This is a genomic window from Frateuria soli (assembly GCF_021117385.1).
Lineage (GTDB): Bacteria > Pseudomonadota > Gammaproteobacteria > Xanthomonadales > Rhodanobacteraceae > Frateuria_A > Frateuria_A soli.
In genome coordinates this window covers 1,768,332-1,780,335 of the sequence record NZ_CP088252.1, presented here as the reverse complement: position 1 = coordinate 1,780,335, position 12,004 = coordinate 1,768,332, and the positions used below count along the sequence as shown (strand labels likewise).

The 12,004-nt window shown below is 69.6% G+C and carries 15 protein-coding genes; 10 read left to right on the top strand and 5 right to left on the bottom strand.

The genetic code is table 11. The features are described from left to right. Positions 1 to 30 precede the first annotated feature (30 nt). On the bottom strand, positions 31 to 159 hold the full coding sequence (locus tag LQ771_RS15975) for a hypothetical protein (RefSeq protein ID WP_255674128.1): 129 nt from the start codon (positions 157 to 159) through the stop codon (positions 31 to 33). Between the two features lie 362 nt (positions 160 to 521). Between LQ771_RS15975 and LQ771_RS08180 the strand changes: the two genes are divergently transcribed. The 3 genes from LQ771_RS08180 (at position 522) to LQ771_RS08170 (ending at position 2,471) form a co-directional block, all read left to right on the top strand. After that, positions 522 to 1,466 carry an HD domain-containing protein gene (locus LQ771_RS08180; protein WP_231348921.1) on the top strand — a complete coding sequence of 315 codons (945 nt, stop codon included), beginning with the start codon at positions 522 to 524 and terminating at the stop codon, positions 1,464 to 1,466. A 30-nt stretch (positions 1,467 to 1,496) separates the two neighbouring features. After that, entirely contained in the window at positions 1,497 to 1,922 is a 426-nt protein-coding gene (locus LQ771_RS08175; protein ID WP_231348920.1) for a hypothetical protein, read from the top strand. 102 nt (positions 1,923 to 2,024) lie between these two features. Further along, entirely contained in the window at positions 2,025 to 2,471 is a 447-nt protein-coding gene (locus tag LQ771_RS08170) for a BON domain-containing protein (RefSeq protein WP_231348919.1), read from the top strand. A 184-nt stretch (positions 2,472 to 2,655) separates the two neighbouring features. Here the strand turns inward: LQ771_RS08170 and LQ771_RS08165 are convergent, their stop codons facing one another. Beyond that, the gene (locus LQ771_RS08165; RefSeq protein WP_231348918.1) at positions 2,656 to 3,120 is read right to left on the bottom strand and encodes an NUDIX hydrolase; all 465 of its coding nucleotides are present in this window, start codon (positions 3,118 to 3,120) and stop codon (positions 2,656 to 2,658) included. A gap of 115 nt (positions 3,121 to 3,235) precedes the next feature. Here LQ771_RS08165 and LQ771_RS08160 point away from each other — a divergent pair, with 115 nt between their 5' ends. Continuing rightward, positions 3,236 to 4,663, top strand: a complete 1,428-nt coding sequence (locus tag LQ771_RS08160) for a phospholipase D-like domain-containing protein (protein WP_231348917.1) — start codon at positions 3,236 to 3,238, stop codon at positions 4,661 to 4,663. Positions 4,664 to 4,740: 77 nt separating this feature from the next. Here LQ771_RS08160 and LQ771_RS08155 read toward each other — a convergent pair whose 3' ends face one another. Beyond that, positions 4,741 to 5,295, bottom strand: coding sequence for a hypothetical protein (locus tag LQ771_RS08155; RefSeq protein ID WP_231348916.1), 555 nt, complete (start codon positions 5,293 to 5,295; stop codon positions 4,741 to 4,743). Positions 5,296 to 5,387: 92 nt separating this feature from the next. Then, the gene (locus LQ771_RS08150) at positions 5,388 to 5,834 is read right to left on the bottom strand and encodes a helix-turn-helix domain-containing protein (protein WP_231348915.1); all 447 of its coding nucleotides are present in this window, start codon (positions 5,832 to 5,834) and stop codon (positions 5,388 to 5,390) included. 96 nt (positions 5,835 to 5,930) lie between these two features. On the opposite strand from LQ771_RS08150, the gene LQ771_RS08145 reads away from it, so the two are divergent. From LQ771_RS08145 to LQ771_RS08135, 3 genes are all read left to right on the top strand, one after another. Then, a complete protein-coding gene (locus LQ771_RS08145; protein ID WP_231348914.1) occupies positions 5,931 to 6,440 on the top strand; it encodes a DUF2938 domain-containing protein in 510 nt (169 codons plus the stop codon). Between the two features lie 62 nt (positions 6,441 to 6,502). Continuing rightward, positions 6,503 to 7,363, top strand: coding sequence for a hypothetical protein (locus LQ771_RS08140; RefSeq protein ID WP_231348913.1), 861 nt, complete (start codon positions 6,503 to 6,505; stop codon positions 7,361 to 7,363). Between the two features lie 33 nt (positions 7,364 to 7,396). Continuing rightward, positions 7,397 to 7,849, top strand: coding sequence for a YybH family protein (locus LQ771_RS08135; protein ID WP_231348912.1), 453 nt, complete (start codon positions 7,397 to 7,399; stop codon positions 7,847 to 7,849). 482 nt (positions 7,850 to 8,331) lie between these two features. Here the strand turns inward: LQ771_RS08135 and LQ771_RS08130 are convergent, their stop codons facing one another. After that, on the bottom strand, positions 8,332 to 9,045 hold the full coding sequence (locus LQ771_RS08130; RefSeq protein WP_231348911.1) for a hypothetical protein: 714 nt from the start codon (positions 9,043 to 9,045) through the stop codon (positions 8,332 to 8,334). A gap of 579 nt (positions 9,046 to 9,624) precedes the next feature. Between LQ771_RS08130 and LQ771_RS08125 the strand changes: the two genes are divergently transcribed. The 3 genes from LQ771_RS08125 to LQ771_RS08115 all read left to right on the top strand — a co-directional run bounded on the left by LQ771_RS08125 (position 9,625) and on the right by LQ771_RS08115 (position 11,974). Then, a complete protein-coding gene (locus tag LQ771_RS08125) occupies positions 9,625 to 9,777 on the top strand; it encodes a TMEM175 family protein (RefSeq protein ID WP_231348910.1) in 153 nt (50 codons plus the stop codon). Positions 9,778 to 9,852: 75 nt separating this feature from the next. Beyond that, positions 9,853 to 10,308, top strand: coding sequence for a hypothetical protein (locus LQ771_RS08120; RefSeq protein ID WP_231348909.1), 456 nt, complete (start codon positions 9,853 to 9,855; stop codon positions 10,306 to 10,308). Positions 10,309 to 10,420: 112 nt separating this feature from the next. After that, the gene (locus LQ771_RS08115) at positions 10,421 to 11,974 is read left to right on the top strand and encodes a POT-type proton-dependent oligopeptide transporter (RefSeq protein ID WP_231348908.1); all 1,554 of its coding nucleotides are present in this window, start codon (positions 10,421 to 10,423) and stop codon (positions 11,972 to 11,974) included. Positions 11,975 to 12,004 lie beyond the last annotated feature (30 nt).

The window sequence follows — 12,004 nt, the reverse complement described above, 5'->3', positions numbered from 1 at the left end:
GAGACGGGCCGGGACGTGCCGGAAGGTCACTCACCGCAGCGTCGGGCGTGTGCCGGGGGCGTCCCTGACGAACACCATGCCCTCGAGCCTGACCGCCACGACCCTGCCGCCTTCGGTCTGGAAGGCCAGCACATTGCCGCTGTTGGGCGCCAGTTCCATGCGCACCTGGTCGTCGCGCGGGTCAGCAGGAAGGGCACGGATCGAATCATGGAAGGTGAGCCTGCGACAAGGGTGCTGCAGGAAAGACGCCTTGCTCCCGTGCGCTTGCAGATTCCCCGATCGTGCGCGCCCGCGCCCGACACTGCAGGACGACGCATGAGCGCGATCCGCGTGCCCATCTGGCAAACCCGCCTGATGCCATGCCCAGAGGCCGGAACCAGGCCCCCTCTCCCCCGGCGGGGCCGGGGGAGAGGGGGCAGGAGCGGGGCATCGCGTAGCGCGGGCGTCCGGCCCGCGGGTGCGCCAGGAGCCCGTTATCTTGCCCCGGTCCATCACCAGCACCCGGCACTGCAGGACGACGCATGAGCGCCATCCGCGCCCATCTGGCAAGCCTGCCTGATGTCACACCCAGGCCGGAACCAGGCTCCCTCTCCCCCGGCGCAGCCGGGGGAGAGGGTTGGGGAGAGGGGGAGGCCCTGCGCTCGACGATCCGGATGCCATGCGGGCTTCGAAAACGCCGTCCACCCGCTGCGCTCCCGCGGCCGCTACATTCCCCGGCCCGCCTGCCGGGCATGACCGATCGGGCCGGGACGCGGCGCGCGGCGAACAGGAGAGGGGGCTCGATGGATACGGACGGCACGACGCCGCCTGGCGTCGACGGGCTCGCGGGAGCCGGATCCGGACCGCGCGAGGCGATGCCCCGCGCGCGCTGGTTCTCCCTGATGCGGACCTGGGACCTGCCGCCGTGCGAGGAAGCCTGGCGCGCGCTGGTGTCCGCCTATGGACAGAAGCACCGGCACTACCACACCGGCACACACGTCGATGCCTGCCCGCGGCGTCTGGATGCCTGCGTGGAGGCGCTCGACCGCCCGCGCGAGGTCGAACTGGCGCTGTGGTTCCATGACGCGGTCTACGATCCGCTCTCGTCGAAGAACGAACAGAAGAGTGCCCGGTGGGTGCAGGACTTCCTGGCTCGCCATGGTGCGCCGGAGGAGGCCATCGCGCGCGTGGTGGAGCTGATCATGGTCACGCGGCACGAGGCGCCCACCTGTACGAACGACCAGTCCTTCCTGGTCGATATCGACCTGTCGATCCTTGGCGCCCGGCCGGCGGTGTACGACTTCTTCGAGCAGGCCATCCGACGCGAATACCGGCACGTGCCAGCAGTGCTCTATCGTGCCGGCAGGGCGCGGCGGCTGGAGCAGTTCCTGGCGCGCCCGCGGATCTATGCGAATCGGCCTTTCAGGCTGCGCGAAAGGCAGGCGAGGGCCAACCTGGCACGCGCCGTCGCGCAGCTTCGATCCTGATCACCCAGCCAGCGAAGTGGAGTCCATGGCATGAGCGCTACCCGCACGTCGTCCTTCATCACGACCTCCAGTGCCCTCGTCCTTGGCGCCGGTGGCATTGTCCTGTTGTTCGGTTCCGACGTGCTGTTGCCACGACTGGTGCCGGGCGCGTCCGCCAGTGCGACGGTCCTCGGGCAACTGATCTCGGCCGGATGGCTGGCGCTGGCCTGGCTCAACTGGAACCAGCGCCGGATGCTCGTCGGTGGCATCTACGGACGCCCGACCGTGCTCGCCAACCTCATGCTCTACCTGGTCAGTGCCTTCAGCCTGGGCCATCCGGCGATGGGCGGCGGTGCATCGCCAGTGCTGCTTTTCCTCACCGTCGTGTTCGGGGTGCTGGCGGTGGTCTACGGCGCGCTGCTCATGCGCGGCCCCTTCGGCAACGACACACCGGCGGAAGCGGACACCAGGGCTTGACCCAAGTCCCGCTGGACCCTTCAAGCCGTGGACTTTTTCGCGCGCCGTTGGCGTGGCGTCGTGCAGCATCGAGCGCCTGGATCGTAATCTCGGGAGGCGACCGTGGCTCGACTACTGAAGCTTGCCGCCGCGTTTGCGGCGGGTGCGGCGACGATGTATCTGCTCGATCCGGTGGCCGGGCGCCGGCGCCGTGCCACCGCGCGCGACAAGGCCCTCGCCGCGGGGCAGGACATCCACGACTACGCGCACGACCAGGTAAAACACGCGGCCGATCGTTTGCGCGGCGCGTCCGCCCGCCTACACGGGCACGAACCCGCGGACGACCGGCAACTGCACGACCGTATCCGCTCGCGGCTGGGCCATCTGGTGGCCCAGCCGGGAAAGGTCGAGGTGCACGTGGAGGACGGCCAGGTGACACTGAGTGGCTCGGCCCCGCTTACCGAGGTCGACGCGCTGGTGACCGCCGTGTCGGACATGCTGGGCGTGGAGCGGGTCGACAACCGGATGGATGCGGCGCAATCACCGCCGCCGAGCGAGAGCAGGCACTGAACGCACCTTGCGTTGCGCGTCGTCCTGAACCCACTGGCGGGCGATGTCCCGAGGGGGCCTCGAAGCTTCGCCCGCCGGGCGGGCTCGGGAAACGGGGCGTGCGACCTGGGCCGTCGCTTCCGTCGCGGGCTGCCTGTCTGGCGTGAACGGCCTGCCGTGCGGGCGCCCGGACGCCTGCCCGCAGCTACTGCGGCATCCGCAACGCCGCCGATGGCGGGCGCTGGACGAACTCCCGGTAGACGTGCGCGTAGAGCGTGCGCTGGCCGCCGAACGGAAGGCGCGCGATGGCATCGGGGAAGGTCAGCCAGGCGTAGTCGTCGTGCTCGGCGTCCAGATGCACGGCGGCATCGGACTCGACATGGGCAACGAACGCGGGCACCACCGCGATGCATTCCTCGCGCACGTCGTAGTAGGTCTCGCACTGGTCGGCCGAGTAGAGCGCCGCCGGGCGCAATCCGGTCTCCTCGGCCAGCTCGCGCACCGCTGCCTGCCATGCTTTCTCGCCCGCTTCCAGGTGCCCGGCGGCGTAGGTCCAGAGCCCGTGCAGGTCGGTTCCCGCGCGGCGCAGGAGCAGGGTGCGGGCGTGCTCGCCATCGCCGCGGACGGGGATTACCGAAACCAGCGAGCAGCGCGTGGGGATACCGTGCATGTCTTCTCTCCGCAGTGGACGGGGTGACCGATGCCGACGCCCGCAATAGCCGTGCTTGCTTGGGGTTCACCGGCACAAGTCCATGATTCGACGTCAGTTTGGCCAGAAAACCCGCATGCAGTCATTCCCCCGCGCACCGTCCGCCGCCAGCCGGTCTTCCGCATGCGCATCCACCAGCGTGCGCACCTCGCGCACATGCCCCGGCACACCCGATCCGACCGGGAACGCGTCCGGCCGTTCGCATGTGCGGCGGCTCGGCGCGCATCTGCGCGGGACCTGGCGCAGGGTCGGGCTGCTGCTGGTCGCGACGTGTGCGGCCGGCCTGGCGGGCCTGACCGCGGCCAACGTGCTGCCCGAGGGGCCGGGGCTGGCGCAGGCGCCGGCGCACGTGGCGCCGGTCGACAGCCCGGCGTTCCGGCGGCAGGCGGAAGCCCTGCTGGGCAGTCCCGTCACGCCGGGCAACGCGGTGGTCGACCTGCAGAACGGTGATGCCTACTTCCCGGCGATGCTGGCGGACATCCGTTCGGCGCGGAAAAGCATCGAGCTGGAAAGCTACATCCTGCGTCGTGGACGTGTGGCGGACGTCTTCGTCGCCGCGCTGTCCGAGCGCGCACGCGCCGGCGTGAAGGTGCGCATGGTGGTCGACTGGATGGGGTCGCGCGGCAACGTGACCGACGCCGCGAGGCTGCGTGCCGCGGGCGTCGATTTCCATTTCTACCGGCCGGTACGGCTGGACCAGCTGGCGAGCCTCAACAAGCGGACCCACCGCAAGCTGATGGTGGTCGACGATCGCGTGGCCTGGACCGGCGGCATGGGCATCGACGACGCCTGGCGGGGCAACGCCAGCGACGGCAGTCAGAAGCGCGACATGATGTTCCGCCTGCGGGGCCCGGCCGTGGGCCGGATGCGCGGCGTGTTCGAGGAACACTGGCTGGCCACCGGCGGCCAGCGGCTGCCGCCGCCCGAAGCGAAGCCCTCCGCGGTGCCGGGCCAGTTGCCGGTGCAGGTGATCGCAAGTACCGACCGCGTCGGCGAGTACAACTCGCAGCGGATGTTCCTGCTGGCGATCGCCGGGGCGCGACGATCGATCGACCTGGAGGCGTCCTACTTCGTTCCGGACGCGGCGGTCCGGCAGGCCCTGCTCGACGCGCTCGCACGCGGCGTGCGCGTGCGCATCATCGTGGAGGGCGACCACGTCGACGGCCACATGGTCGGCGACGCCTCGCGCACCTACTGGGCCGACTTCCTCGCTGCCGGCGCGGCGATCGCGCGCTATACGCCCTCGCTGTTCCACAGCAAGCTGATGGTGGTCGACGGCTACCTGACCCTTGCCGGCTCGGCCAACTTCGACAGCCGCTCGTTCCATCTCAACGATGAAGCCAACATCGCGATCTACGACCGGCCGTACGCGCGGGAGATGGCGGGCGTGTTCGATCGCGACCTGACCGTGTCGCAGCCGGTGACGATCGCGCAGTTGCGGGAGCGGCCGTGGACGCAGCAGGTCACCGACCGCTTCTGGGCCGGGTTCGCCTCCCAGTTGTAGGTGGGCTTCGGCCCGCCCGCCCGTCCTTTCCCCGCATGCCAGGGTGGGCCGAAGCCCGCCCTGCGGGGTCCCGCAGTTCAGCGGACCGGCGCCATCAGGTGCCGGTAGGGCGTGTCCGCCCACATCACGTAGGGCGCGCCCGTGTCGGGGTCCGCCGTCTTCGGGTACTGGTCGTAGAAGGCCTGGTCGGCGCCAACCACCATCACGTGCGGGCCGGTCTTGATCCAGTGGTTGCCCTGCGGCTTGCTCGCATAGGGATCGGTGTTGCTGGCGTCGGTGCCGCCTTCGAGCATGTACATCAGGCCGACCTTGCCGGCCGGTGGCGTGGCGTGGGTCAGCCAGGCATGCACCCAGCCCATGGCGGCCTTGTCCGCGCACATCGGGTCGGGGCCGGGCGTGGCTGGCGCGTCGGGGATGCAGGTAAAGCCGTTGGTGCCCCGGCGCAGCGTGCGCATGGTGCCGTCGGGCTGCATCGCCATGACAGTGGCATGGCGCCCTACGCCAGCGGGCGCCGCGCGCAGGGCGCTGGCGATGAGCTGGGCATCGGAAGGCTGTTTGGGGTTCTCGGCATGCGCCATGGGCATGGCGAGCAGGGCGGCGACAAGGACAAGCGGAGTGATCGACGCAGGCATGAGAGGCCTCCCGCAGGTGGACAGCGCGGCCAGCCCGGGTTTCCCGGCGGTCATCCTGTGCCCGCGGGTGTTACCGGCCGATCAAGCGTGCGTCAGTGCCGCGGTGGCGCCTTGCGACGTGGCGCCGGCGTGGCGGCAAGGCGCACCTGGTTCGCCGTGGCGACGCGCATCAGGCGCTGGAAACTGGGGCATTCGAGATGGTTCGGCGCGGGGCAGGTCGCCGCATGACGGAGGCCTTCCCGCACCGCGGCGAGTTGCCGGATGGTCCGGTCCAGCTCGTCGGCCCTGGCCGCCATCCGCTGGCGGTCGATGCGTGGCTTGCCCCCGGATCTGAACAGCCCGGCCAGGTCGTCCAGCGAGAAGCCGGCGCTGCGCCCCAGCGTGACCAGCGCCAGCCGCTCGAGCACGTCGGGCCCGAACAGGCGCCGCAGGCCGTGCCGGCCGACCGAGGCGATCAGTCCCTTCTGCTCGTAGAAGCGCAACGTGGAGGGTGGCAGGCCGGAGCGCCTGGCGACGTCCGCGATATCGAGCAGTTTCATGCTTGACCTCAAGTCGACTTGAGGTCGTAGGCTCTTCCCATCGCGCTCGGGGGGCAAGCCGGATGACGACGCAACAGCAATTGCCGGGGCCAGGCCGTGGCTGAGCTCGCGCACTTTCTGTTCCACGCCGCCGTGGTGGGCATCGGCGCCACCCTCGTCATGGATGCCTGGTGGCTGAGCCAGAAGCGCCTTATCGGCGTGCCGGTGCTGGACTATGCGATGGTCGGTCGCTGGCTCGGTCATCTGGTACGCGGACGCCTGCGCCACGACGCGATCAAGGACGCACCGCGGGTGGCCTGCGAGCGCATGCTCGGCTGGACGGCGCATTATGCGATCGGTATCGGCATCGCCGCCGTGCTGCTCGGGGTGGCCGGCGTCAGGTGGGCGCACGCGCCATCGCCCGGCCCCGCCCTGGCGGTGGGACTGGCCAGTGTGCTGGCGCCGTTCCTGGTCCTGCAGCCCGCGCTCGGCGCGGGCATCGCCGCCTCGCGGACGCCGCGTCCCGGCGTGGCGCGTCGGCGCAGCCTGGTTACCCACCTGGCATTCGGCCTGGGCCTGTATCTGGCGGGCGAGACCTGGGTGATGCTGTTACGGTTGGCGGGCTAGCGGTGCTCTCCCGGGACGCGGAGGAGTTCGCGGGGCATCGCCCCGGCTGCCATGCTTGGCAGATGACTGCCGACTGCATCCACGCCAGGCTCGATGAACTGGCCCGCGACGGCTCGCTCGAGGCGCCGGACCGATGGCGCTCGCGCGCTGAAGTTCTGGATTGGCTCGAGCGCCTTTTCCCCGTTCTCGAGGGTGCCGGCGCAGGTGATGCGGCCGCGCGCGCGCAGGCGCTGCGCGCCCGGGTGGAGCGGGCCGACGCCGCGCTCTACCGGCGCCTGCGTGCGGCGATCCGGGGCGGGCACGGGCCCGCGCTCTTCCGGCGTTGGCAACAGGAGGACCCGGGTCCCATCGAGGGCGAGGGCTACGACGCACTCGACGAACTGCTTGCCGGCGTCTTGCGGCTGGAAGACCCGGGGTCGGGATCGCTGCCGCTGGAGCCGGAGATGGTGTTCTACCAGCCGACGCCCGCGCGCCACGTGCTGGACATGCTCGCGCGCGGTCGTCCCGGTCCGCGCGACGTCCTGGTCGACCTCGGCTCCGGACTCGGACACGTGCCGATGCTGGCATCGATCTGCACCGGCGCCCGTGCCGTCGGGGTGGAATGGCAACCGTCGCATGTCCAGGTCGCACGGCGTGCGGCGCGCGCGCTGGGGCTGCACGATGTCCGGTTCCTGGCGCGGGACGCACGCGACGCCGACCTGTCCGCCGGCACGGTGTTTTTCCTGTACACCCCGTTCGCGGGATCGGTGCTTCGCACGGTGCTGGATGCGCTGCGCGATGAAGGCATGCGGCGCCCGATCAAGGTGTGCACTTTCGGTCCCTGCACGCGCTTCGTCGCGGGTGAGGCGTGGCTGCGCGCGGTGGGACCGACGAGGGCCGACCGCGTGGCCGTATTCCACTCCGCCGGGCTCCGCAGCGATTAAGCTGCAAGGATCCCGGTCACCACGGAGTACGCGATGAAGCTGTCACGCTGGGTCGTCCTTGTCCTGTTGATCGTCGCTGCGCCCGCGATGGGCGCGACCGACGATGCCGCCGCCATCCGCCAGGTGCTCACCGACCAGCAGGCCGCATGGAACCGCGGCGACGTGGAAACCTTCATGCGCGGCTACAAGGACGCACCGGACACCACCTTCGTGGGCAGCACGGTGCGCAAGGGTTACCAGGCGATCCTGGCCAGCTACCGCAAGCACTACGCGAACAAGGCGCAGATGGGCCGGCTCACGTTCTCGGACGTGGACGTGCGACTGCTGCCGTGTGCGGAGGGCGAGGCGCGCTACGCCGTGGTCACGGGACGCTTCCACCTGGATCGCAGCGAGCATGGCGAGGTCGCGCAGGACGACGGCGTCTATTCGCTGCTCTGGGAGAAGACCGCCGGAGGCTGGAAGATCATCCTGGATCATTCCAGCTAGGTATTTCCATTATTGGCCAACGCACTCGCCGGGCGGTTGCCCACGTCCGCCCGGAGATCCGTGCTCATGTGCCTGCGCTCATCGAGGTTCGCCCTCGAGTCACCCATGCGCCTTGCCGCATGGGTGACGGCAGCGGCAAGGCTTCCCTGGACCGTTCGCGCTGAGCCTGGCGCGCGGCACGAAGTCGAAAGCGCATGCCTCAAGTCTCACCCGAATCTCCTTGCGGCCGGAGATGGTTTCCTGCCTGCGTGGCGGCGGTGGCGGAGTGCCCTTCGACTCCGCCGCGCTACGCTCAGCGTTAACGGCTCTCTTTGGACCGCTCCCGCTGGGCGCAGCCCGCAGGGGTCGAAGCGGCTCCCTCAAGCTCGAGAACCGGACCCTCTCCCCAGACCCCTCGCCTCTCCGGGAGAGGGTGCCGACAGGCGGGTGACGGTTCGGGCGGAGTGCGTTGCAGCGGTGATGCCGGCTCCGTCCGAGCGTGCTCAGTGCCGCACGTTGTCCTTCGGCTCGCCCATGTCGTGCATGACGTCGCGCGCCTTGTCGGCGCCGGTCCGCACTGCTTCCCTGGCCTCTCCGGCGAGGCTGTCGCTGGCCTCGCCCATCAGCCGGTTTTCAGGCTCGGTTGAGGGCAGGGCGGCACCGAGCAAGGCGCCGATGGCGATATCCATGGCGCCCAGCGCCGGCGGGTTGTCGCGCAACAGATTGTTGTAGCCCTGCACGGCACGGTCCTTCTGGTGCATCAGCGACTCGCGCGCGCCATGGAACGAACGCCGCTCGCTATCCGCGGCCTGGCCGGCCGAGGCGCGCGCGAAGCGGCTCAGGCCAAAGCCGATCGCGATGCTGCCGGCGATGAACAACGTGGGGTTCTCGCGCGCGATGCGGCGGACGTCGTGCAGAATCTCGTCGGCGCTTTTCTCGCGCAGCCCGTCGGCCATGCGCCCGAGACTCCCGGCCATGTCCGAGACGTGCCGCGACAGATGCGCGACGTCGTCATCGCGCATTTCCGCGGCGGCAGCCCTGACGGTGGCGGCGAGCGTGTCCACCTTGTCCGCGGCGGCATCGAGGTAGTGCTGCACCTGCTCCTGGCCTTCGGTGCGCACCCTCCCGGCCATGTCTTCCGCGCCATCGCCGACGCCAGGTTCAGTGGCCTGCCCGCCGGAAGAGGGAGGGTAGCTGCTGTCCTTGGGTGTGTTCATCCGCGCCTCCTCGTATGGACCGGCGGTGCCCGTGCGCACCCTCCCTGTGTTCCCGCCGCGCCACGGTGCCGGTGATGCCCTTTGTCTCGTGGCGTTCTCCGCCGCCTGTGGCCGCGGGCAAGGTGCGCTGCCCTGCGGCTTGGCCGTCCATTCCGTCATGCGCCATGATGGGAGCAGCATGAAGCAGTGGCGATGACAGCCCCGTCTAGACGAGCTGCATCCGGCCCATGGCAAGACGCAAGCAGACTGGTGATCAGAGCAGGCGCAGGGCAGGCGGGTGCCTGGCTGGTATCGCCGAGGGCAGGTAGCGGCGGATCCCCGCGAGCCACGGGGTCGGCGTGACCGCACATGTGCCCTGCGGTCCGTCGAGAAGCCGAGGCGGACGCAAACGAGGAGGTGGATTGCCGCCTCGCCTGCTTGCTCGCGTGCCGGGGCTGGAAAGGGCCGGAGGATGCCGCGTGCAGCCGTGCCGCGGGCGTCTTCTTGATAGAGGCCGCGGGCAACCACGCTCGCGGTGACCGGCCAGGCCGCGCAGGAGAAACGGATGGAAGCCGGCAAACGCCATGGGCAACGCCCGGCATGGGCAAGGGCCGGCTGGAAGCCTTCAGCGACGGCGTGATCGCCATCATCATCGCGATCATGGCGCTGGAGCTGAAGGTTCCGCACGGCAGCTCGCCGGCGGCAAGGACGCCTGAACGGCCAGCGGATTGCCCGCGCCCGCTTGCCGCATAATCCAGCCCGCTGGCAACGGGTGGCGCGATGGTCGGGCCATGGCCACGCGGGCCCGCAAGGGCGACAGGGGAATGCATGAACCGTCATTTCGTAAAGGCGATGGCCATGGGCGTGGACCTGATGGCCAGCCAGGCAAGCCATGGTGGCATCTACACGGACGACCTCGGGCGCTGCCTCGTGGCGCACACCTCCGAACAGGACCGCATCCAGCTCGTGCGCTGGATCTTCCTGGTGGCGGCGCTGCACCCGGCGGTCAGCGACATTTCACAGGTCGGCAACACCGAGCGCGACAAGGCCGACCGCGACATGGCCGGGCTGATGGTTCGGTTGATGACCGACAGCTGCGGCAAGCAGACCCACGACGCCGTGCAGTACGAGGGTCCACAGGCGATCGAAACCAGCTTCGGCACGCTGGGCCAGGTGGCGATGCGCGGGCTGATGTCCGAGCCGCACGTCACAGCCGGCTTTGCCGGCTTCAGCAAGTACCTGGACAACGACAAGCTCAAGGCCGTCATGGCGCCGGCCAAGTAGGCGGCACCTTTGGCCCGGGCGCTGCCGGACACGCGCCCGGATCGCCGGAGCTTCTTGCTACAGTCGGGCGTTGGGGGGCGCCGGCGGTGGCCCTCCCGACCAAGGAGTCCGGATGAGCGCCACCACCCACGACCCGCGCGGCCGCGTGCCGCGGCAGATCGGTTTCATCATCGGCAACGAGGGATGCGAGCGCTTCTCCTTCTACGGGATGCGCAACATCCTCACGCCGTTCCTGATCAGCAGCCTGCTGGCCTACATGCCCGAGGCCGAGCGCACGCTGGCGGCCAAGGACGTGTTCCACAGCTTCGTCATCGGCGTGTATTTCTTCCCGCTGCTGGGTGGCTGGATCGCCGACCGCTTCTTCGGCAAGTACCACACGGTGCTGTGGATGAGCCTGGTCTATTGCCTTGGCCATGCCTGCCTGGCGGTGTTCGAGGATCATCGCGTGGGCTTCTTCATCGGCCTGGGGCTCATCGCGCTGGGCGCCGGCGGCATCAAGCCGCTGGTCGCGTCGTTCGTGGGCGACCAGTTCGACCAGTCGAACAAGCTCATGGCCAAGGTGGTGTTCGATGCCTTCTACTGGATCATCAACTTCGGTTCGTTCTTCGCCTCGCTGCTGATGCCGATCTTCCTGCGCCAGTTCGGCGCGGCGGTGGCGTTCGGCATTCCCGGCGCGCTCATGTTCGTCGCCACGGTGGTGTTCTGGCTGGGACGGCACCAGTACGTGATGGTGCCGCCGGCGCCGCCGGAGCAGGACGCGTTCTCGCGGGTCGTGCTTACGGCGCTGCTAAGCCACCGGCCGGGGCAGGCGCGGCCCGGGTTGTGGGTGGCGGGTGCCGGCGTGCTCGTGGCGCTGGCCTCCTCCGGATTGATCCCGAGCCTGGGTTTCGTCATTGCCGCCTGCATCGCGCTGGTCGCGGCGATCGCCGGCATCGGTGGCGGTGCATGGATGCAGATGGACCGCGCCCGCGGCGCGCACCCGGATGCGGCGGTGGAGGGCGCACGCAACGTGCTGCGTGTGCTGGTGATCTTCGCGCTGACCACGCCGTTCTTCTCGCTGTTCGACCAGAAGGCATCGACCTGGGTGGTGCAGGGCGGGCGCATGAGCATGCCGGACTGGTTCCATCCGGCGCAGATGCAGGCGCTCAACCCGATGCTGGTGATGCTGCTGATCCCCTTCAACAACCTGGTGCTTTATCCGCTACTGCGGCGGCTGGGGTATGCGCCCACCGCGCTGCGCCGCATGACCGCGGGCATCGCCTTCAGCGGCCTGGCGTGGATCGTGGTCGGCGGACTGCAGCTGGCGCTCGACGGGGGCGATGCACTTTCCATCGCGTGGCAGGTGCTGCCGTATGCCTTGCTCACCTTCGGCGAGGTGCTCGTCTCGGCGACCGGACTGGAGTTCGCCTACAGCCAGGCGCCGGCCTCCATGAAGGGCGTGGTGATGAGTTTCTGGAACCTCACCACCACGATCGGCAACCTGTGGGTACTGCTCGCGAATGCCGCCGTGCGCAACGACGCGGTGACCGATTCGATCGCGCGCACCGGGTTGAGCACGGTGGCGTTCCAGATGTTCTTCTTTGCCGCGTTCGCGCTGTTGGCGGCGCTGGCGTTCGGCTTGTACGCGCGTCGTTACCGCGAGCGGGATTATTACCGGGCGGCGTGATGGACCGGGGCACGGCGGATGGGGGAGTCC